Genomic DNA, 20921 nt, shown 5'->3' on the forward strand with positions numbered 1-20921 from the left:
GATGACGCTGATCCAGCCCCCGATGATGGTCAACGGCGGCACCCACCCCGCACGCACCATGCGCATGATGATCCGGGACCTGTCCCGCGGGTCGCAGGGCGTTACCGAGTACAACGACCTGAAGGTCGCCCCGCTGACGACGCCCGGTGCGGGCGTGCAGGTAGCGGACGGCTCCGGCATTGTGCGGGGCGCGGCCTGGGGCCAGGGCTCTTACACCCAGTACAACGTGGGCTCGGGAACTGTGAGCGTTGCCCCGACCGGGGCGACAGCCCGCAACGACATGATCGTCCTGCGCGTGTCGGATCCGGAGTACGAGGGCACGCTCAACCCGGCCAGCGACGACATCGGCTACTTCCACGTCGTCTCCAACGTCGCCCCCATGGCAACGCAGCCGCCGGCAGGGATGACCGCCATTCCGCTGGCCCGAATAGGAATACCGGCGAACTGCGCCACGATCACCGCCGCGATGATCACCGATCTGCGAGGCATCGCGAACCCGCGCAGGGACCGGCAGATTTACACGGCCTCCCCAACCGCCGAGCAGAACTTCGGCGGCAACCCCCGAGGCACGTACGTGCCGTGGCCGCCGGCCGCCCGCTGGGCCATCTCCGTGCCCGCGTGGGCCGTGCAGGCCCGCATCGTCTTCACCGTCGCCGCAACGCAGGTCCTCACCGGCAGCGTGTGGGGGCAAGCTGCGTTCAAGCTCGGCACGGTCCAGGGCCAGGGCATCAACTTCGACACGGGCGTGTTCAGCAGCAGTGACCGCTCCCAGCGCGTGCAGCTGATCTCCGCCGACACCATCAACGTGCCGGCGTCGGCGCGCGGGACCACCCAGCTGCTGCAGGCCATGATCGCGATGAACATCTCGGCTGCCGGGACGCTGCAAGCCGATACCGCCACGACCGCGATTGCGGATGTGGAGTTCGAAGAGGGTGTCTTCTAACGGTGCATTCCTACCGCTACTTGACGTGCAGCGCCCTGACGGGGCAGGTCCTGGCATGGGACCTGCCGCTGTCGGATGTCGCTTACGGCCCGGAGCTGAACGGGCCGGGCAGCCTCACGGCCACGCTGGAGCCCCATCTGGCGCATGTGCTGGGCAGCATGGTCGACCCCGGCAACACGCTGCTCTTCGCCCAGCGGGACTCCACACTTATGTGGGGAGGCATGATCTGGCGAGCCGAGCCGGAGGATGGCCGGTACCCGATCGAAGCCGCCGGGTTCACCTCGTACCTGGCGCGCCGCCACGACCTCCACGGCAACCTCAACGGGCGGGGTCCGTACACGTACGGCGACCCGTGCAAACTGATGCGGGACGTGTGGGCGTACTGCCAGGAGCAGGCCGATGGCGACCTGAAGGTCCTCGTCGACGCCACCACCTCCAAGGCGAAGATCGGCACCCCTGAGGAGCCCTACGCCTCCGGCTGGTGGGAGACACGCAGTCTCGCGGATCTGATCGTCGACGCGGTGGGGGCCGACGGCGGTCCGGAGTGGACCGAGCAGGTCCAGTGGTCGGGCGACGTGCCGGTGCGCAGGTTCCGAATCGGCTGGCCGCGCCTTGGGACGCGCCGTACGGACGTGTCGTTCACCACCGGTGTGAACGTCGCCATTCCAGAGCCGGTCATCTACGACGGCGACACCTACGCGCAGGTCGTCGTCGCTCTCGGCTCGGGGGAGGGGCGGGCGCGGCTGCGCGCGATCGACGCGGTCCGTGACGGGCGCCTGCGGCTCGAAGAAGTCATGGACCTGCCCGCGGTGAAGGGCAAGGACCAGCTGGCGGCGAGGGCCCGCACTGAGCGGATCGCGCGCCAGGTACGCGGCGACATTCAGCAGGTCGACCTCATCGACCACCCCTCCGCCCGCTTCGGCTCCTTTGCCGTCGGCGACGACGTGTGGGTGCAGGTCCACGACCAGTGGACCGACTACGACGGGTGGGCGCGAGTGACCGGATGGACGCTCACGCCGGCGCAGGGAGACCAGCAGGAACGGATGACGGTGCGCCTGGCGCGCGCCGACTCCTTCACGTACGGAGGCTGACCTTTGCCTGACACCCTCGCTGTTCTCGCGGGCAGGATCGCCACCCTCGAACGGCTGGTGCGCGACCTCTCCCGTGCCAGCCGTCTGGCGAACTCCTCGATCGAGAACGGTGCCATCACCGTCTACGACGACGGCGGAGACCTGCGCGGCAGTATCGGCCTGCAGCCGGACGGCACCCTTGCGGTCGCAGCCGTTAACGGCCCGCCGCCGCCCGCGCCGGGAGCCCCCACCATCACCTCGGTCCTCGGGGGTGTCGCCGTGGTCTGGGACGGCTCGTTCGCCGGCGGCGCCCAGGCCCCGGCCGACTTCGCATACGTGGAGGTGCACTCCTCCACCGAACCGGACTTCCCCGACCAGGGCTCCCTGTTCTCCGCGCTCTACTCGGCGCAGGGCGGCACGATGACCGTGCCGGCGGGAACCCCGGTGTGGGTGCGTCTGGTGTGCGTCTCCACCTCCGGCGTTGCCTCCGACCCCTCCCCGGCTGCCGGACCGGCCGGCCCGACGCCCGTCGTCGCGCAGGCCGTACTGGACGGCATCATCAGCGAACTCGCACTCGCCGACGACGCCGTAACCCGCGCGAAGATCGCAGCGGGAGCGGTCGGCAAGGTCGAGATAGCCGACGGCTCGATCACCACACCGAAGCTCGTCGTCGGAGAGCTCAACGGCGATCGCCTCGCGGTAGGGAGCATGGCCGCCAACGTCCTGGTAACCGCCAGCCTTACCGCTACCCAGATCAAGGCCCTGAGCCTGACAGGCGACCTGATGGCGGTGAACACCCTTACCGCCGACAAGTTCGCGACCGGCACCATCACGGCCGCATCCGGCGTGATCTCCTCCCTCGACGCCAGCAAGATCATCACCGGGACGTTCGACGCGTCCAAGGCAGCCATCAAGAACCTCGATGCCTCCGCGATCAACGCCGGGACCATCAACGTCGACCGGCTGTCGGTCGGGCTGCAGGGGCAGGTCGGGCAGAAGTTCTACGACTTCGGAGACCAGGCCTCGAAGTGGAGCGAATCCGGGCCCGGTTCCATGACGACCGCCGCGGTCACCGATGCGCAGTCCGGTGGCAACGTGATGCGCTGCGTCGGCCACATCGCGGCCGGATACCGGCCCGACGTCAAGATCCCGTTCGATCCGGGTGTCACCTACCGGGTGAGCGCCCGGGTCCGGCAGACCGTCGCCAACAGCACACCGGGCACCAACCAGAAGTTCTACGCGGGTGTCGCGGGACTTGCCGCCGACGGTGTGACCTGGGTGAACGTCACGGGCGCGAACTCGACGTCCAGCCAGTTCTTCGTGGCTGCCAACGCCCAGGATCTGACGGCCGGCACCGGGTGGGTGACGTACACCGGGTACATCAAGGGCACTTCTGCCACCCCCGGCAGCGGCATCAGGCCGAATGCCAACGCGCCGGGCCAGCTGCACGCCAACGTCCGGTACATCACCCCCATCGTGTTCGTGAACCACACCGGGGGCAGCGGGACCGCCGAGATCGACATGGTCGCGATCGAGGTCGTCGAGATGGGCGCTCTCACGGCGAGCAACGTCGTCGCGGGCGCGATCGACGGGCTCGTCATCACAGGCGCCACAGTCCAGACGGCGAAGACGGGCGCGCGCCTCGCCCTGTCTGGTAACCGCTTCTTCGCCACGGACAGCACGGGCAAGGTCCTCGCCGAGATCGTGCCCGACGACGGCAGCGGCCGCAGCGCCTACTTCACATACGACACCCGGCTCGGCCTCAACTACTACGCCGGGTTGACGGCCGGCGATGTCCGCTTCGGCATCTCGGGCCAGACCGACCCGCAAGAAGAAGCGGGGGCGCTGTACTCCTACCTGGGCGGAGGCCTGTACGAGCTCCTGCTGCGAAGCGGCAGCGACCTGGGCAACTCGGCGGCGGAAATCAACCTCTACTCCGAGACGGGGCCGATCGCCGCCGACTCCGAAATCGTCCTGAGAGCAGACAAGATCACCGCGCCGGGGCGCCTGACTGCGGGGAACATGGCCTTCGGGTCCGTGACGATCACACCGAGCGCGATCGACACCCCGACGAGCTTCACCGTGAGCGGCCTGCACGTGGCCGGGACGACCTTCCGCGCGTACCTCACTGCGAACACCACCGTGCCAGGGACAACGGTGGCCGGGGTGGGGGCCACCAACGTCAGCGCCACTGGGGTGACGGTGTGGCTCACCCGCGCGAACACAGCACCCACGACGGTCTTCTGGATGGTGGTTGGATCATGAGCGACCTCGTCTTCGCACCGGGCAAGTTCTACGATGCGGCGGCCCAGTGCGTCACTGAGACGTGCGAGAACTATGGCCAGCCCCCGTTCAGCATTCCGGAGCTGTACTCCAACGCCGGGACGCCCAGCATCGAGTGCGGCCTGTGCCAGCAGAGCATGGCGATCCTGTCGGCGATCCTCCTGGACCCGCAGCCCGAGATGTCTTGACCCGCTGTGCTGTCTTCACGTGCCCGTAAGATCGGATGCGGCGCGGGGCACGCCAATCAAGGGAGTGCGCGGTGACGCAGCCGCCGAACGCCGATCCCACCTTGTGGGAGCTGCACCGCACGCTCCAGCAGCTACGCGAAGACCAGAGCGACGGCATCAAGCAGCTTCGCGACGACCTGCGCGGCGATCTCGCCGCGATGAGCCAGCGGTTCGAGCAGATGGTCACCAAGGACGTCTACCAGGCCGACCAGCGTCTGGTGAACCAGCGGATCGAAGCCGTTGAGGATGCGCAGGACGCCGCGGTCCGCCAGCGCGAGAGCGACCAGCAGCAGGCTGCCAACACCCGCAAATGGCTGGTGGCGGTGTTCGTCGCCCCGTTGCTGCTGGGCCTGGTGCAGCTCTGGTTCACCAGCAGGATCGGCGCAGGCCCGTAGCGGGGCTGCGCCGCCGCAGCACCATTCGTCCGGCGCGGGGGAGAAGCACCGGGCAACAACATGATCAAGGCCATCGACATCAGTTCGCTGCAGCCACACCCCGACCTGACGGGTGTGGACGTCGTCATCATCAAGGCGTCCGAGGGCCGTACCTACGCCAACCCCTTGCGGGTGGCGCAGGCCGCGGCCGCCCGCAAGGAGCACAAGCAGGTCGGCTGGTACCACTTCCTGTGGCCGGGCAACATCCAGGCGCAGGCCGAGTACTTCATCCGCTGCGCCCAGCCCAGGGACGGCGACATCCTCGCGTGCGACTGGGAGACCACCACGTCGCGGACGGTGCCGTCGTGCGCGGACAAGGACGCGTTCCTGGCGGCCGTGAAGAAGCTGCGGCCGCACCTGCGGGTGGTGCTGTACTGCAACCTCGACTACTGGAAGAACCGCGACACCACCAGCAAGTGCGGCGACGGCCTGTGGATCGCCGACCCGGGCGCGGCAGCCGGCCACCCGCGCGTGCAGCACCCATGGGTGGTTCACCAGTACGGCATCCGCAACCACACCGACGTCAACGTCTGCAACTTCGCCACGGTCGAGGACTGGAAGGAGTGGGCCGGCGCGCCCACCACGCCCAGGCCGCCGACCAAGCCGCTCACGCCCAAGCCGGCGACAGCAAAGCCCTACGCACCGCCGAAGTTCCCCGCGGGCCTGGCGCCGGGCAAGTCCCGGCCGTCGGCGAAGTCGCTGCAGAAGGCGCTGCGCAAGGCCGGATTCCTGACCATCAGTGACCGGGACCTGGCCGACCACTACGGGGCGCGGACGCAGGCCGGCGTGGGCAAGTTCTTCGCCGCGCACCCGCAGTTCCGGGAGAAGGGCAAGCCGCACGACGTCGCCATCGGGCCGCGCGGCTGGGCCTACCTGTTCACCCTCGCCTACGGCCGGAAGTGAGGGACGGGGTGGACGCCGAAGAGATCATCCGCCGGTTCACGTACCAGCCGGCCGACACCGCCGCGCGGCGCCAGGCGCACGAGGACGTCCGCACGGTGTGCCTGGACCTCGCGCTGACGCTGAACACCGAGCTGCCGGCCGGAGCGGAGAAGCAGGCCGCCCTGTTCCGGCTCGAAGAGGTCATGTTCTGGGCGAACGCTGCGATCGCCCGCCAACCCAAGGAGTGAGAATGCTCTACAACTACCTGCTGTCGCTGGTGCGGACGTTCGCGCCGATCCTCGCCGGATGGCTGATCACCCAGGCGCTGAGCCTCGGCGTGCACCTGGACAGCGCCGTGCTCGTGTCCCTGGAGACCTCGGCGTTCGCGGGCGCCTACTACCTGGTGTTCCGCTGGGCCGAGTTGCACATCAGCCCGCGCTTCGGCTGGCTGCTGGGGTACGCGGCTCCGCCGCAGTACCAGGACCCGGAACTGCGGTTGCCGCCGCTCGACTGATTGAGGCCGGCAAAGACCAAGGCCCCCACCGCACGCGGTGGGGGCCTCGACCTCTTGGAGCAGTCAGCCTAGCAGCCGGTGAACAGAGCAGCCCGGGCCCGCGCTGCTTATAATCTAAGGGCAAACGTGGAGCTCGATGACAAGGGGGCGGCGATGCCGGAGAAGCCTTTCCTGGCCGGCAGGCAGGAGTTCGGTGCCCTCTACGGGGTGAAGCCGACGCAGGTTACGCAGTGGCTGGCCCGCGGGGTGCTGAACTACGACCGCGCGGTGATCGTGTCGGGCTCGCCGTACTGGCTGCTGTCGTTCGTGCGAGGTTTCGGGGAGACGACGCCACGGCCCAAGGAGCTGGACCAGGCGGCTCTGAAGCGGATCGTTGCCGCGCAGGAACCCGGGACGTGGTCGCAGAGCGTGGAGAAGATCCCGCCGCTGCTGGGCCTGCAGGAGGCGACACAGCTGTTCGGCGTGGCCAGCCAGCAGAGCATGGCGGCCATGGTGCGGAAGGGGCCGTTCACGGTGCCGGCGGACTACCAGCTGTCTGGGTCGAAGCTGTGGCTGCTGGACACCCTGATCGCGGCGGCGCCGGAGCTGCAGGCGAAGTCCAGGACCCTGCCGTGGGCGATCAACACACAGGTTGCGGCGGCGCTGAAGCAGAAGCGGTACAACGGCCCCGGATCCGTCATCGTCCCCCGCGGACTTGCCGCGAAGGCCGTCTGACCTGGGGAAACAGCTAGACCCCCCGATAAAGTGGCGGTACAATAAGGGCAGCGTCGCAGGGTGCGACGCTGCCTATGTTCTTGGGGGATGCATGTATGCCGCCTCGCGGATGACCCGCTCCCCGACCCGCCAATGTGGTGTCGGGTGCAGTTTGCTGGTTGATCACGTGACTCGCATCAGTAAAGATGTGCCACACCATTCAAGTGTGAGTGCGCTTTCGGGGGTCTCGTGCCCATCTACCAGCAGCAACTGCCCGGCTTGGGCGACATCCAGCCGGTCCAGCAGCCCGCAATCCGTCCCGGCCAGTCCATCCAGCAGCGGTTCGAGGCGTTCCACGACCTCAATCCGTGGGTGCTGCGGCACCTGGAGGCACTGACCACCGACTGCGTCGCCAAGGGCTTCAAGCGCGTCGGCATCGGGATGCTCTTCGAGCTCCTGCGATGGCGCTACGGCGAAGCCACCAGCGGCGATGTCTTCCGGCTCAACAACAACTTCCGCAGCCGGTACGTGCGGCTCCTGATCGAACGCAACGCCCGGTGGGCGCCGCTGTTCGAGACCCGGGCGCTGCGCGCCGCATGAGACCAACGACCTCTTGGAGCAGGCCTGATGGGAATCAAGCTGAAAACCCGCAAACCCACGGGCATCGTCCCGTGGCCCCTGATCCTCCTCGAAGGAGAAGAGGGCGCCGGAAAGACGTACTCCGCCGCCGAGTTCTCCGCCTCCGAGCTCGTCGGCCAGATGTACTGGGTCGACCTCGCCGAAGGCAGCGCCGACGAGTACGCGGCGATCGACGGCGCCCGCTACCTGATCATCGAGCACGACGGCACCTACCGGGACATCCTGGAGCAGATCCGGGCCGTGTTCCTCGAAGCCCGCCGGGCGGCGGCCGCCGGCGAGCCGCCCGTGGTGCTCTCCGTCGACTCGGGCACCGCTCTGTGGCGGATGCTCAAGACCTGGACCAACGAGCGGGCCCGGCGCAGCAGGAACAACGCGGCTCTCCTGCAGGAGAACCCGGACGCCTCGATCGACGTCGGCATGAACCTGTGGAACGACGCCACCGAACGGTGGCTGGAAGTCATCCACCTGCTGCAGACCTTCCCCGGCATCGCCATCATCACCGCCCGGGGCAAGCAGATCACCGCCATCGACGAGGGCGGCAAGCCCGTCAAGGACAACCGCGGCCGCGTCCTCAGGGAGTGGAAGGTCCAGGCCCAGAAGGACCTGGCGTTCGACTGCTCGGTGTGGGTCCGCATGCGCCGCGGCAGGCACCCGCAGGTCATCAAGGCCCGCTCGCTGCAGCTGCGGGTCGAGGACGGTAAGCCGCTCAACCTGGAGAACTTCACCGTCGAGGACCTGGTATTCAACCGGCTCGGCTGCTCCATGGACTCCCAGCCCCGGCAGATGCCCGCCCTGATCGGTGACCGCGTGCAGGCGTGGCTGGAGGACAACGACGTCGACGAACTGCAGGACGTCGAGAAGCTGCGCCAACTGTGGTGGGACTCCGCCGAGCCCGACACCGGCCTGACCCGCGCCGAAGTCGTTTCCATCCGTGGGGCGATCGAGCGGAAGGTCACCGTCCTCGAGAACCCGCCCACCGAGATGGGCCAGGGCCCGGTCAGCGACGCCGACAAGCTGCGGGCCGCCGCCGAGCGGCAGGCCGCCGAGGCACCCGTCGTCGACCCAGGCGACGTGACCGTGCGGGAACCGACGCGCCGGCCCGCACGCAAGCGCACACCCGCCAAGACCACTGCCGCCAAGGCCCCCGCCCGGCGCTGAGCCGCCCTACTTCCAGGAGTACCCGATGACCGCACAACCTGTGGAAGACGCCGTGTCCCTGTGGGCAGCCGCTCACGATGTCGACGCCAGACGGCCGAGATCCCTGCAGCGCCAGCTCGGTGCATCCGACACCGTGTGCGAGCGCCGCGCCGCCTACGTCCTGTTCGGGACCACCCCCTCCGACTGGTCCGAGAAGCGTGCCGCGATCTTGGGCACCTACATACACGAGGGCCTGCTGGGCGCCGCCCGCACCGAGTACGGCTGGCTGGTGGAGCGAGCCGTGGCCGACGACACGATCCGGGGCCACATCGACGCCGTGCAGCTCGACCAGGACACCGCCGCCCGCGTACCGGCCCGGCACCGTCCCAAGGTGGCCGCCGAACACGGGGTGACCGTGGAGGACGTCAAGACGAAGTCCACATACCTGTGGGAGAAGGTGCGCCGCTACGGGCCCTCGGCGGCTGAGCTGCGCCAGGTCTACCTGTACGCGGACCTGCTGCGCACGGTCGGCTTCGAGGACCGGAGCGGCCAGCGGTACCTGGCCAGACTCGGCCCGCTGGAGGTTGCCCGGATTCGCTTCCGCTTCGTCAACCGCGACAACGGCGAAGAGCTCATCGATGAGTTCGACTTCGACCCCAACGAGGCCACGCGCGCCCGCTGGTGGGTCCAGCGCGTGCGGGAGCTGAAGTCGCCCGAGGAGGGGCGCCGCGACTTCGACGGGCCGGGCCTGGACGCCATCTGCGACCACTGCCCGTTCATGACGGCCTGCTGGGGCCTCCCCGAGAGCCCCGGCGCTGCCGTACAGACCGTGCTCATCCACGACGACGCCGACCGGACTCAAGCCCTGGCGGAGTACGTGCAGGGTCACGAGCTGGCGCTGCAGGGCAACCGCATGAAGGCCCTGGCGCGCAAGAAGGTCGACCTCTCGCCGGCGGGGGTGTACGGCGCGAACGAACTGGTGTGGCTCGGCGGGAACGACGTCTGGTCCGGCGACTTGCAGGCCATGGTCGACCTCCACGAGTCGGCGGGCCTGACGGTGCCGATGGTGCCCGACGAGAAGCGGATGGTCGCCAACTTGAAGGAGGCGGGCCTCGCGGTCCCGGAGAGAAAGACCGCGCAGAAGACGCCCAAGACCATCAACGTGCGGGCCTACAAGGCCTGATTGCCACCCTGCCGCCCGCCCGTGACCCGGGCGGGCGGCAGCGTGCCGTGAAAAGGGGAAGTTCCGTTGTCCATTCACCTGATGCTCGTCGCCGCGTACCTACCCGCCGACGTGGTCACCCAGAGCCAGAAGCTGGCCCTGATGAAGATCGGCGACTCGGCCGACGACGAGACCCGCCTGTCCAAGCCGGGCATGAAGCGTGTCCGCGCGTGGGTCGGCGTCGGGGAGAAGCGGTGCACGACCATCGTCACCGAGCTGGTCGCCAAGGGCCTGATCGAGCGAGTGGAGGTCGGCATGCTCGGACGGCGGGCGGTGTACAAGGTCTTCCCGCTGGGAGTGCCCGCGATCCCGTCCAACGACGACCTGGACACCCGGTTCCAGGCCGCCGACGCCGCGCCGAAGAACCCGCGCCTGGCTCGCCCAGGCGTCGCTCGCGCAGCTCCGTCCAAGCCTGCGATGACACACGAGGACATCGACGCGCGAGCTGACCTCGACGCGATGTCGCTGGCCGCCGGCGAGGGAGTGAAGCAGTCAGGGTTCCCCCGGGGGAACCCTGACCAGACTCAGCCCAGGGTTCCCCCGGGGGAACCCCAAGGGTTGCCGCAGGGGAACCCCAAGCGTTCCCCCAGGGGAACCCCTTCTTTTCCTTCTTCTACTGCTTTCCTTCCTTCCCCCCCTACCCCCGCGGCTGACGCCGCAGGGGAGCCGCGCGGCTGCCCCAAGCACGCCACGCCCGCAGCCAGTTGTCGTGGCTGCAAAACCAATCCACGCGCCGAGCGCGCGGCCCGCGACCGCGAGCGGGCGGAGGCGGAGCGGCAGTCACAGCGGGACTTCATGGAGAACTGGCACGCCGACCTCGCCGAGGCCCGCCAGGTGGCCCACGACCGCCCGCAGGACGTGGAGGCGGCCCGACGGCTGGCCCGCCAAGCGGCGCGGGCTGCGCGGGAAGCACCTGGTGGCGCTCGGTCGCCTGAAAAATGAAACTGGACCCCCACCCAAATGCGACTAGAATAAGAGGAATGGCGAGGGGAAGGGCCCCCGCTCACCAGCCGGAAGGGAATGCATCGTGAACCACGTCATCGGCGGCATGGCCAGCGTCGAGCCCGAACGGGCTTCAGGTGGCGGGCAGCCATCTCGCCTGGGTTCACAGATGTGCCACAACTCTGTACTGTTTCGACCGCTCACCTCTTGGAGATCATGATGACCCTCGCCCCCATGCCTGACCACGGCCGCGTGAACCGGCCGGAGTGGCAGGCCCTTTGGTGCCAGTACGAAAGCGTCACCACGCCCCTGCGCGCGGCCGGACTGGCCTGTGACATCGAGACCTGCGGCGGCGAGACCGTCATCTACGTCAACCTGCCCGACGGCACGCACCTCGTCGTCGCAGACGAGCACTCCCTGCCCGACCGCCTCGACGACGTCACCGGCTGGCGGACCCTGCGCAGCCACGAGGACAACCCGAACTTCGACGCCCTGATCTACGACTCGACCGCCGAAGGCGAACACGGTCGGTACGCCGCCGGCGTCGGGCCGATGCTCGCCGCGATCGCGATGTACCTGAAGGACCTGCTCGACGTCGACACCAAGACCGCAGGGCAGGTCCTCGGCGAGTCCCTGATCAACCCCTCGCAGCTGTACGGGGTCGGCTTCCTCGGCGTCTGCCCCGAGCACGCCGCGGACGGGCGGATCGTCGGCCCGTTCGACACCCACCTGGAAGCGGTCAAGGAGTACGGGGTCCGCACCCACCAGCTGGACCAGGACGGCTGGCAGCTGATCCACGAGCAGGGCGACACCGAGTGGCCGCTGACCGTCTGGCACCGCCGCCTGGTCGTGCGCACGGTCTTCGTCACCCCGATCAGTGCCTGACCCACACCCGACCCGCCCGGCCCCGCACCGCCGCGTGCGGGGCCGCGCCGTACCTCTTGGAGACACCCCCCGTGGACACCACCCCCGAAGCCCCTGAGCCGAAGCCGGCGCCCGCCCCGGCCCGCCAGTGCTGGTGCGTTATCGCCCACCCCGTGACCGATGCCGAGCGCGCCGAGCTGGGTGAGGCCATCAACTACGCCCGCCGCATCGGCGACACCGCTGCCCTGCCGCTGCTGATTGCCCGCCTCACCGGCCCCTGCCCCGCCCGCACCTGACGCGCTTCGGCCTCGCCCCATCGGGGCGAGGCCGTCCCACACCCCTTGGAGAACACCTTGTTGGCCACTCTTCCCCGCGACGTCGAGCTGACGTTCAACGACCTGCTCGCCGGGGCCGGCGGGTCCTCATCCGGCCTGGTGGAGGCCGGATGGAAGGGCAAGCTCGCCATGAACCACTGGCAGACCGCGATGGACTCGCACGCCGTGAACCACCCCACCATCGAGCACCTGACCGCCGACGTCAGCGGGTACCCGATGCGGTTCCTGCCCCGCGCCCTGCTTCTGTGGGCAAGCATCATCTGCACCGAGGTGTCCCCGGCCGGCGGCCGCGTTCACCAGACCGACCAGCTCAACCTGTTCGAGGTCCTGGACCAGCTCGGCGACGACGACGACGCCGAGTCCTGGGAGGCCCTGACGCCAGACGCGTTCGAGCGGACCCGGGCCACCGCCTGGTGCGTGGTGCGGGCCTGCGAGGCGAAGCGTTTCCCGTACGTCGTCATCGAGAACGTCGTCGAGTTCGCCCTGTGCTGGGTCCTGTTCAAGACCTGGGTCAAGGCCATGACGGAGCTCGGCTACGAGCCCCCGCAGATCCTGTGCGCCACCTCCGCGCACGTCGGCGACGACACCAACCTGCGTGCCCCGCAGTGGCGGGACCGCATCTACCTCTGCTTCCGCCTCAAGGGCATGCCGAAGCCGGACCTGGAGCCCCGCCCGCTGGCGTTCTGCTTCGAGTGCGGGAAGGACGTCCACGCGAGGAAGGTCTGGTTCGAGCGCGGTGTCCGCATCGGGAAGTACCGGCGCGACTACAGCTACCGGTGCCCCAGCACTCGATGCCGTCACGCCGAGGTCGAGCCGTACGTGCGCCCGGCCGCCTCCGTCATCAACTGGGACGACCTCGGCCAGCGCATCGGCGACCGCAAGAAGCCGCTGGCCGAGACCACGACGGACCGCATACGCGCGGGCCTGGCCAAGTTCCCTCACCAACCGTCCTCGATCACCCTCAACCACGGCAAGGACGGCACAGACCGGGCCTACGCGGTGGGTGAGCGGCCGTTCACTACCCGCACCATCAAGCAGGGCGAGGCGCTGCTTGTGCCGACGGGCGGCAGCTGGAACACCGCCTGCAGCGACACCGCCGACCCGATGCGTGCCCGGCTGACCCGCGAGAGCGAGGCCCTGGTGACCGTCGACCCGGAGCCGTTCGTGATCACGTACCGCCAGAACGCCAACCCGGCACTGGCAACCGACCCGGTCACCGCCGTCACCGCCCAGGGCAACCACCACGGCCTGGTCGTCCCCGGCGGGCCCGTCCCGGTGGAGCTCCGGAACTCCCTGGTCATCCCGTACCGCAAGGCAGCCGTCAGGACTGCGGGCGAACCGGTGCACACGATGACGACACGCGACTCCGCCGCGCTGCTGAACACGGCGCCCGCGGTGGAGGACTGCTTCTTCCGGATGCTCAAGCCCCGCGAGCAGTTGGAAGCCCAGCGATTCCCCCACCGGTACGTCGTCCTGGGCACCCAGGCCGAGCAGACCATGCAGGGCGGTAACGCCGTGTCGGTGAACGTCGCCCGGCACCTCGGCGAGCGCATCAGGGCCGCCCTCGAAAGGTCGGCAACGGCCGCTCTGTGACACCCGGCGGGCCAGGCCCGGCCGGCCCGGCCCGCCGCCCCGTTTCGCCACCTGGAACCGACCTCTTGGAGCCCCTCTGTGACCACTTCCGACCGCTGGGCGGCATCCGCTCGGCGCCCGGCCGAAGCCTCCGCCCACCACTCCGAGGAGCAGGTGTGACCGGCGCGTGGGCTCTTCGCGCACCGTGCAGCGGCCTGGACGGCTTCGCACCCAATCAGGACGCCTGCAGCAGTGCGAACGACATCAAGGACCTGTGCCGACCCCAGCTGCCGACGTGCGGGCCGTGCCCGTTCCGCGCCGAGTGCATCGCCACCATCAAACCCGCCCAGGTCAAGTTCGACGGCATCGCCGGCGGCCGCCTGTGGTGCAACGGCGAAGTCATCGACGCCCTCGACGACGTCAGCGACGAGGAGCTGGCCGAGCCGAAACTGCGCCCCTCCTGCGGCACCGAAGCCGGGGCCAAAAGCCACACCCGCAACGACGAACGCGTCTGCCCCTCCTGCCGGCAGGCGACCCGCGAGATCGAGGCGCGCCGCCAGGCGGAGAAGGCCAAGCAGCAGGAACAGCTGCAGCTCGACTTCACCAGCATCACCTGACCCGCCCCCGTCCCGCCTCCAGCGAAGGGGGTGGGTGGCGGGCCCAACCCCCTTTTGGAGACGCCGATGCGCCACCCCACCCCCGCCCCGGCGGCCGGAACGGGCGGCTCGCAGTGATCCGCACCAAGAACCGCGCCTGCACCGGCAAGAGGCGCCACGACACCCAGGAGAAGGCAGAAGAGCACCGTGACCGGCTCATCGCCAACGGCGCCGTACGCGTGGCCGCCTACCAGTGCCGTAACCGGAGCTGCGGTGGCTGGCACGTCGGACACACACCCAAGCCCCGCACCACTCGCTGACCCGAACACCTCTTGGAGAACTCATGAACCCCGACACGACCGACCTCGCCACCCGACTCGCAGAGCGCGCCGCCGGCGCCTGGCAGGAAGAGGCCGCCGTGTGGCTGATCACCCACCACGGGCACTGGCTGCCCGAACTTGAGCGGACCGGTCTGATCCACGACGACGACGGCCGATCCCGCATCGCCTGGCGCCAGGTCGCCTCCACATGCCTGTCCGCCGGCGACGGGCCCCTGACCGGAACCCCCGTCGAATGGCAGGTCCTGCGGCTGGCCTGTCTCCTGACCGGACGCCACGCCCTGTCCCTGGCGAACCTGAGTCTGCTGGACGAGCCCACCAAGCGCATGGGCCTGCACGCCGTGGCATGGGCGTCCGGAGGCCGCACCTGGGCCGACAGCCTCTCCCTCCTCGCCGCCTGACCCACCCCCCTGATCCGGGCCGCGCCCGCGGTGTCCACACCCCCGCGGGCGCGGCCCACCCAACCCATCCAGGTAAGGAACCGATCATCATGAACACCTCCCGGCGCGCCCAGCTCCTCATGGACGCCATCACCTGCGCCATCGACTGCGACTTCCAGACCGCGTCGAACCTGATGGGCGACATACTCCGGAACAGCAATGGCCAGCAGATGTACGGCGTGTGCTGCGGCCTGGCCGACGCCGCCCGCCACACCCTCCTGCGCCTGTACGGGCACCAAGGCCCCGAAATTCAGTGGGCGTTGGCCCCACAGAGCCCGGACGACGAACCCCTGCACCCCGCGCACGCCTTCTCCCTGCGGTTCATCACCGCCTTCGCCAACGACGACAAGGAGACCTGCAAGGCCCTGTACCTGGCCGCCACCAATGCCACCGCGGACGACTACGCCCATTCGGTGATCGCGCTGCTGGGCGACGTCGCGCGCCTGGCCCGCCGCGCACTGCTGGAGCTTGCCGAAGGCGGCGAAATGCCCGCGGCCCACCCGCACTGACCCGGACCGGGCCGCCCCGATGCGCGCACCCCCATCGCATCGGTGGCCCGGCCCACCCCTGTACGACCACGGCCTCTTGGAGGAAGCCATGCACACCACCCCGCTTGACCGACTCGTCGGCCCCTACACGATTCGCGATACCGGCGCGCTCAGCTCCTCGCCCGTCATCGGCGACAGCCTCGCCGACATCATCGACGGCCCTCACTTGAAGACCCTGCTGGTCGACCGGTTCGGCCTCGACGCCGACGCAGCCGAGCAGGCCGCCATCTCGACCGGCGCCACTCTGCACCAGGCCTGGCGAGCCACCGCGTACGGCGAGAACTACACCGCCTGGGTCGGACGCCTCCCCGAGGTCCTACTCAAGTGCCTGGTCGAGATGGCAGCCCGAGCCGAGACAGACCCGCATGCCACCGCCCACGAGTTGCGCATGGCGCGCCTGATGCTCACCGAACTCGCCGTCGACCTCGGCGGCCGCTGACCACCCTGGGGGCCGTCACCTCGGGCGGCCCCCACCCCCTCACCGACATCGGAGACAAACATGCGAAGCATTCGCGCCATCCGCCTCGACGTCGACGGAACCCTCACCGACCTGGAACTGCCCGGCGGCGAGGGGATGACGGCCGCCCTGCGCCCGGTGGTCGACGGCTGGGTCGAGGTCGCCCATTACGCCCGCCGCGACGGTACCCACCGCTTGTCCGTGGCCGTGAACGAGATGGGCGTCTTTCTGGGGCTGGCGCCGAACCTGTACGCGACGTCGCTGATCAACGGCGTCCGCCTCGAACGGCTGGGGTGCAGCCTCCACGGGCCCGTCGTGCTGTTGGGCGCTCTGGACGACGCGGGCCGGCACACCGATGTGCCCGAGCCGCTGCGCGCCGGCCTGCCGAAGATCATCGACGCCCTCAAGTCCCGCTACGCGCACCCCGCTTCCTGATCCGGCCGTGGGCGGCCAGGCCGCCCGGGTGGTCAGCTGCTCACCCCATGCGGGCGGAGAAGTTGGGCTATACCTAAGATTTTCTGGCATAGGGGGCACATAGGGCAAATGCCTGTAGAATAAGGCGAAGGCGGGAGGTGGGCTCCCCCCTTCGCGACCAACGACCTCTTGGAGAACCACGTGATCACCAGCGCGACCCTCATACCCCTCCCGCCCTACCCCGGCCTGCAGATTGCACAAACGATCGCGGACGTCATCGACCGCCATCGCAACGAGATCACGTGGTCCGGCGCCGACATCAGCAACGCCCTCCTCCTCGTGAACATCGCTCTCACGGACGCCTTCGACCCGGACGAAAGCCTCATCCGCAAGGACCTGAACCGGGTGCACGGCCTCACCCGCGAGCAATTCACGCAGCTGACCTGCCACTGCTTCTACAAGCCGATCTTCGAGACCGCGCTCATCACCAAGAGCCTGTGGCTCGTCACCAACGACATGCACACGTACATCGGCCAGATCAGCCGCTGAGCCCTGGTGGCCGCCCGCCGGCGGGCGGCCACCAGACCACCGACCTCTTGGAGACCCGCATGCCCATCAACCTCGAAAGACCGCTCCGCAGCTGGCTCGTCGTCTTCCACGACGACCCGTACGCGATGCGCATCGTCGCCGTCCACCCGGCCCCCGGCAACGACGAGCTGTACGTCGCGAACCTCGCCTCGTTCTACGTCGACGCCCCGTCCGCTGGCCAGGCCCGCCTGACCGCCCGGCAGCTGCACGACGTCGAGCGCATCCGCACCGTCTGCGCCCGCCTGCGCACCGACCGGTCGCAGCCCTCTACGGCCGCCCCGCGTACCTGCCCCGCCCCCCGCGGCCACCAGGCTCTCGCCCGCGTCTCCCGCGACGTCGCCCTGACCCGGCCCGCCGCGAAGCGCGCCGAGGAGATCGTCGCGACCGCACTGCGCGCCGGCTACCGCCACCGGCCCCTGCGTCAGCGCCACCTGACCTACGAGCAGTTCGTCGACCACCTCACGGCCAACGCCGCGGGGGCGCTCTACAAGCACGCCGCACTGGTGGCCGCAGGGCGCACCGAGGAGGCCGTGGCTGTCCTCATCAACGCACTGGGCAGCGCCGCCACCACCCACTGACCCGCCCTCAAACCCACCCCATGGGCCGGGCCCCGCAGCCGCGGGGCCCGGCCCTTCTATGCCAGGAGGAACACACCGTGACCGACACCGACCAGCCGCACGCCGGCACCACATCGCGTCTGATCGACACGCGGGTCTGCATCGACGACATGCTCGGCCCCTACGACGCCAAGCTGAACCCCACCAACCGGTGGAACGGCTGGCTCTTCCCGAACTTCACCCTCGACACCGTCCGCAAGATCGCCGCCGTCACGCAGCAGGCAGCCGACGAGTACGGCCACGAAGTCACCGACACCATCCACGTCATCGACGGCGGCACCGACTGCGAAGGCAAGCCCCGAGCGGTCGTCCTGCACGTCAGCTGGCATGGGTTCGATGAAGACCCCCAGACGGCCGCCTCGATCATCCAGCCCCACGACGACGGCCTGTACGGCATCGGCGGAGGGTCGTGGACCTGGCACTTCGCGACCTGGGCGTGCACCTGCGGCGGCGAAGAGGAATGGCACGTCACCCACTGCGAATGCGGCCTGCCCCGCCCCAAGGACGCCGCCGACGACCAGGCCGCCCCCGACACCGCGACCCCCACCAGCGACTGATCCCACCTCACCCACTGGGCCGGGCTCCCGCACCTGCGGGAGCCCGGCCCCTTCCACACCCGGAGTACCCCATGGGAACCAGAGCAGTTGTCGCCCGCCCCACACCACAGGGCTTCGCTGGACGCATCTTCCTCAACGACGGCGCACCCAGCACCGCCGTATGCGTGCTGCGCGGCTTCGTCCTGAACGTCCAGGAGGGCGACGTCGAGGCCGCCGCCCGCGTCCTCATCGACGACCACCCCGGCGGCTGGATCGACGTCCCGGACCCGGACTGTCGCGGCCGGTGCCTGTGCCACGACGCCCCGCCCATCAACGGCCCCGCCCCGACGGAGCCCACCACCGAGCAGACCGCCTCGGAAGCCGAATACGCCTACGTCCTGCACCCGGAACGCCTCGCGGTCCTGGTCCCCGGCGGCAACGGCTGGGAGGAGATCGCCAGCACCCCCTGGTGAAGCGACTGCCCCCACCCACCCCCAACCCTCTCTTCGGCGCCCCGCCGCCCCAGCCGACTCCGGCCCGGGTGGCGGGGCGCCGTCACACCCACACCCCGAGGAGCACCCGATGGACCAGCTCGACCTGTTCGCCGACGCCGAGGAGATCCCGGCGACCTTCGTCGCCCGCACCGCCGTGCCCCGCCCCGCGGCCGCACCTCGTCCGGCGTCCGCGCCGCGCCCGGTCGTGGCGGCCGCCGAACCCGACAGCCTGTTTGCCGACCCGCACCCCGAGCTGCCCGCCGTGCAGGTACCCATCCCCACCCGCCGCGGCATCGCGCCGCTGCTCATCGGAAACCACCGCGACGCCGGCCAGCGGCTCGGCGAGGCCGTCGCGGACACGTGGCACGCCTCCAACTGGGGCGGCTACCGCATGGATATACCCGTCAGCATCGTCGCCGCCCTCGCTCTGTTTCCCATAAAGGGGCACATCGAAGACGTCACCCGCATCATCAGTACCTGCACAGACTGGGAACTCCTGCAGGGCTATCGCGAGGTCTACGCGGCGACCTGGTCCAGCCGCCCCGACCTGGGTGCCCGCATGGTTCCGCTCATGGGGTGGCTCACCGAGGACGGTGTTGAGGAGAAGGCGTACGCGGTCCGTCGGGTGACCGACACCGCACTCAAGTACGGCGTACTGCAGATGACTGGAGACCGTGACCCGTGGTGCCGGTCCGACACCGACCTCATGTCGTGGACCATCACCTCGCTGCGCTCGCACGGCGCCCGCCAGGGCATGGGGGAGTACCACACACCGCCGGAGGTCTGCGACATGATGGCCCGCGTGATCGTTGACGAGCCGCCGGAGAAGGGCAAGTGGTTCCACGAACCCGCCGGCGGTACGGGCGGGATGTTCCGCGCCCTCGCCCAGCACCTGCGCGACCTGAACGCGGACCCTGCCGACTACGTCTGGGCAATCAATGACCTCGATCCGCTCGCGGCCGCCGGCGCGGCCGTCAACGCGATCGTGTGGGGGCTGGGCCCGAACGTCGTCGTTTCCTGCGGCGACGCGCTCCGCCAGGGCGACGTGGTGGACCAGGCGATGAGGGAACGCGCGGCACTCATCGAGGAGCGGGACCAGATCGTCGGGTACCTCGCGACGGTCGAGGCGTACAGCGAGGCCATCAAGCTCGCTGACCGGCTCATGAGCGGGGCGAAGGCCGTCTGAACTGGGGTTTCGCTCAGGAAATTTCTTGACCCCCACAGTGTTGCCGCTAGAATAAGGGTAGCGGGTGGGGAAAAGCCCCCCTGCACCCCGAAGGGAGCCGCAGTGAGCGAACGCCCGACCATCTCGACCGCTTCCGCAGACGGTGGGAGCTGGGTCATGAAGATCCGTCACGAGAGCGAGGTGACGATCGCCGAGGTGTGGCGCTTCGGCGTGAAGCTGAGCGTGACGACGCTGACCGCGGCCGGCGAGGTCACCGTGCAGCTGTCCTAGTCCCATGGGGGCGGTGAATGACTCCGCCGCCCCCCACAGGTGTGCCACACCAGTCGACTGTCATGCGTCACGTATCCCTGTCCCCACCGCACCGGAAAGGCAACCCATGTACCGAGCCGGCCAGCGCGTCGTCCTCGTGATCACCACCGACGCCGACACCGAACTCCGCCCCGGCGACGAGGGCACCGTCCGCTCATACAACCCCGCCCTCCAGCAGCTCAACGTCACCTGGGACAGCGGTTCCAGACTCTCGATGCTCCTCGACGACGGCGACGAAGTCAGCGTCCTGACCTGACCCCACCCACCCCCGTGCACAAGGCCCCGCCCACCTGGGCGGGGCTTTCGCACACCACCACACGACCTCATGGAGAACCCCATGGAGCCCGCAGCCCCGGCCCTCGACATTCACCTCGACACCTCGCACCTCGAAGCCGCCGCCCGCAAGGCGGCCACCCAGGCCCGCGCCCTCGTCAACCGCGCCGTCTGCGACGACCAGGAGAACGCCCTCGGCGTCGCCGCCTTCCAGCTCGACTCCGCCGCCAAGTTCCTCACCCGCGGCGACACCGACAAGGCCCGCGACGCCCTGCGCGCCGCACGCAGCTACGCCGGCTGCGAGGAAGCAGCCGCCCCCAAGCTCGCAGCCGCCGCCCGCACCCTCCTGGACAACCTCCCGGCCTGAC

At 69.4% G+C, this 20921-nt stretch carries 29 protein-coding genes; all 29 read left to right on the forward strand.

What is annotated here, in order from left to right:
* Position 1: 1 nt before the first annotated feature.
* The 29 genes from ACGFZA_RS32745 to ACGFZA_RS32885 all read left to right on the forward strand — a co-directional run bounded on the left by ACGFZA_RS32745 (position 2) and on the right by ACGFZA_RS32885 (position 20920).
* Positions 2–943 (forward strand): hypothetical protein, encoded by a 942-nt coding sequence (locus ACGFZA_RS32745; RefSeq protein WP_393683938.1) that lies wholly within the window; start codon positions 2–4, stop codon positions 941–943.
* A gap of 2 nt (positions 944–945) precedes the next feature.
* Positions 946–2034 (forward strand): hypothetical protein, encoded by a 1089-nt coding sequence (locus tag ACGFZA_RS32750; RefSeq protein ID WP_393683940.1) that lies wholly within the window; start codon positions 946–948, stop codon positions 2032–2034.
* Positions 2035–2037: 3 nt separating this feature from the next.
* Positions 2038–4278, forward strand: a complete 2241-nt coding sequence (locus tag ACGFZA_RS32755; protein ID WP_393683942.1) for a hypothetical protein — start codon at positions 2038–2040, stop codon at positions 4276–4278.
* Positions 4275–4484 (forward strand): hypothetical protein, encoded by a 210-nt coding sequence (locus ACGFZA_RS32760; protein ID WP_326737037.1) that lies wholly within the window; start codon positions 4275–4277, stop codon positions 4482–4484. The genes ACGFZA_RS32755 and ACGFZA_RS32760 overlap by 4 nt, the downstream gene beginning before the upstream one ends.
* Positions 4485–4555: 71 nt before the next feature.
* Positions 4556–4918 (forward strand): hypothetical protein, encoded by a 363-nt coding sequence (locus ACGFZA_RS32765; protein ID WP_393683945.1) that lies wholly within the window; start codon positions 4556–4558, stop codon positions 4916–4918.
* A gap of 60 nt (positions 4919–4978) precedes the next feature.
* Positions 4979–5860, forward strand: a complete 882-nt coding sequence (locus tag ACGFZA_RS32770) for a glycoside hydrolase family 25 protein (protein ID WP_393683947.1) — start codon at positions 4979–4981, stop codon at positions 5858–5860.
* A gap of 8 nt (positions 5861–5868) precedes the next feature.
* On the forward strand, positions 5869–6087 hold the full coding sequence (locus ACGFZA_RS32775; protein ID WP_326737034.1) for a hypothetical protein: 219 nt from the start codon (positions 5869–5871) through the stop codon (positions 6085–6087).
* A 2-nt stretch (positions 6088–6089) separates the two neighbouring features.
* On the forward strand, positions 6090–6353 hold the full coding sequence (locus ACGFZA_RS32780; protein WP_393683950.1) for a hypothetical protein: 264 nt from the start codon (positions 6090–6092) through the stop codon (positions 6351–6353).
* Positions 6354–6506: 153 nt separating this feature from the next.
* A complete protein-coding gene (locus tag ACGFZA_RS32785) occupies positions 6507–7067 on the forward strand; it encodes a hypothetical protein (RefSeq protein WP_393683952.1) in 561 nt (186 codons plus the stop codon).
* Positions 7068–7295: 228 nt separating this feature from the next.
* On the forward strand, positions 7296–7646 hold the full coding sequence (locus tag ACGFZA_RS32790; protein ID WP_393683954.1) for a hypothetical protein: 351 nt from the start codon (positions 7296–7298) through the stop codon (positions 7644–7646).
* Between the two features lie 27 nt (positions 7647–7673).
* Positions 7674–8843, forward strand: a complete 1170-nt coding sequence (locus ACGFZA_RS32795) for an AAA family ATPase (RefSeq protein ID WP_393683956.1) — start codon at positions 7674–7676, stop codon at positions 8841–8843.
* 25 nt (positions 8844–8868) lie between these two features.
* Complete coding sequence (locus ACGFZA_RS32800) at positions 8869–10005, forward strand: PD-(D/E)XK nuclease family protein (RefSeq protein ID WP_393683958.1); 1137 nt, start codon at positions 8869–8871, stop codon at positions 10003–10005.
* Positions 10006–10071: 66 nt separating this feature from the next.
* Positions 10072–10986, forward strand: coding sequence for a hypothetical protein (locus ACGFZA_RS32805; protein WP_393683960.1), 915 nt, complete (start codon positions 10072–10074; stop codon positions 10984–10986).
* Positions 10987–11220: 234 nt separating this feature from the next.
* Positions 11221–11871 (forward strand): hypothetical protein, encoded by a 651-nt coding sequence (locus ACGFZA_RS32810; protein WP_393683962.1) that lies wholly within the window; start codon positions 11221–11223, stop codon positions 11869–11871.
* A gap of 152 nt (positions 11872–12023) precedes the next feature.
* Entirely contained in the window at positions 12024–12146 is a 123-nt protein-coding gene (locus ACGFZA_RS32815; protein ID WP_393683964.1) for a hypothetical protein, read from the forward strand.
* Between the two features lie 57 nt (positions 12147–12203).
* The gene (locus tag ACGFZA_RS32820) at positions 12204–13778 is read left to right on the forward strand and encodes a DNA cytosine methyltransferase (RefSeq protein WP_393683966.1); all 1575 of its coding nucleotides are present in this window, start codon (positions 12204–12206) and stop codon (positions 13776–13778) included.
* A 155-nt stretch (positions 13779–13933) separates the two neighbouring features.
* Positions 13934–14374, forward strand: coding sequence for a hypothetical protein (locus ACGFZA_RS32825; RefSeq protein WP_393683968.1), 441 nt, complete (start codon positions 13934–13936; stop codon positions 14372–14374).
* 113 nt (positions 14375–14487) lie between these two features.
* Positions 14488–14673, forward strand: coding sequence for a hypothetical protein (locus ACGFZA_RS32830; RefSeq protein WP_393683970.1), 186 nt, complete (start codon positions 14488–14490; stop codon positions 14671–14673).
* Between the two features lie 23 nt (positions 14674–14696).
* Complete coding sequence (locus ACGFZA_RS32835; RefSeq protein ID WP_393683972.1) at positions 14697–15092, forward strand: hypothetical protein; 396 nt, start codon at positions 14697–14699, stop codon at positions 15090–15092.
* Positions 15093–15181: 89 nt separating this feature from the next.
* Positions 15182–15640: a hypothetical protein gene (locus ACGFZA_RS32840; protein ID WP_393683974.1), complete on the forward strand. Its 459-nt coding sequence runs from the start codon at positions 15182–15184 to the stop codon at positions 15638–15640.
* An 88-nt stretch (positions 15641–15728) separates the two neighbouring features.
* The gene (locus ACGFZA_RS32845) at positions 15729–16118 is read left to right on the forward strand and encodes a hypothetical protein (RefSeq protein WP_393683976.1); all 390 of its coding nucleotides are present in this window, start codon (positions 15729–15731) and stop codon (positions 16116–16118) included.
* A 60-nt stretch (positions 16119–16178) separates the two neighbouring features.
* Positions 16179–16571 carry a hypothetical protein gene (locus ACGFZA_RS32850; RefSeq protein WP_393683978.1) on the forward strand — a complete coding sequence of 131 codons (393 nt, stop codon included), beginning with the start codon at positions 16179–16181 and terminating at the stop codon, positions 16569–16571.
* Positions 16572–16751: 180 nt separating this feature from the next.
* Positions 16752–17099 (forward strand): hypothetical protein, encoded by a 348-nt coding sequence (locus tag ACGFZA_RS32855; protein ID WP_393683980.1) that lies wholly within the window; start codon positions 16752–16754, stop codon positions 17097–17099.
* A gap of 59 nt (positions 17100–17158) precedes the next feature.
* A complete protein-coding gene (locus tag ACGFZA_RS32860; protein ID WP_393683982.1) occupies positions 17159–17716 on the forward strand; it encodes a hypothetical protein in 558 nt (185 codons plus the stop codon).
* A gap of 77 nt (positions 17717–17793) precedes the next feature.
* Positions 17794–18312 (forward strand): hypothetical protein, encoded by a 519-nt coding sequence (locus ACGFZA_RS32865; RefSeq protein WP_393683984.1) that lies wholly within the window; start codon positions 17794–17796, stop codon positions 18310–18312.
* A 71-nt stretch (positions 18313–18383) separates the two neighbouring features.
* Positions 18384–18764 (forward strand): hypothetical protein, encoded by a 381-nt coding sequence (locus ACGFZA_RS32870; protein ID WP_393683986.1) that lies wholly within the window; start codon positions 18384–18386, stop codon positions 18762–18764.
* A 109-nt stretch (positions 18765–18873) separates the two neighbouring features.
* The gene (locus ACGFZA_RS32875; protein ID WP_393683988.1) at positions 18874–19971 is read left to right on the forward strand and encodes an N-6 DNA methylase; all 1098 of its coding nucleotides are present in this window, start codon (positions 18874–18876) and stop codon (positions 19969–19971) included.
* Positions 19972–20347: 376 nt separating this feature from the next.
* Positions 20348–20536 (forward strand): DUF4314 domain-containing protein, encoded by a 189-nt coding sequence (locus ACGFZA_RS32880; RefSeq protein ID WP_326737015.1) that lies wholly within the window; start codon positions 20348–20350, stop codon positions 20534–20536.
* Positions 20537–20617: 81 nt separating this feature from the next.
* Entirely contained in the window at positions 20618–20920 is a 303-nt protein-coding gene (locus ACGFZA_RS32885) for a hypothetical protein (RefSeq protein WP_393683990.1), read from the forward strand.
* Position 20921: the final 1 nt, after the last annotated feature.

Source organism: Streptomyces sp. NPDC048211, assembly GCF_043202315.1.
Lineage (GTDB): Bacteria > Actinomycetota > Actinomycetes > Streptomycetales > Streptomycetaceae > Streptomyces.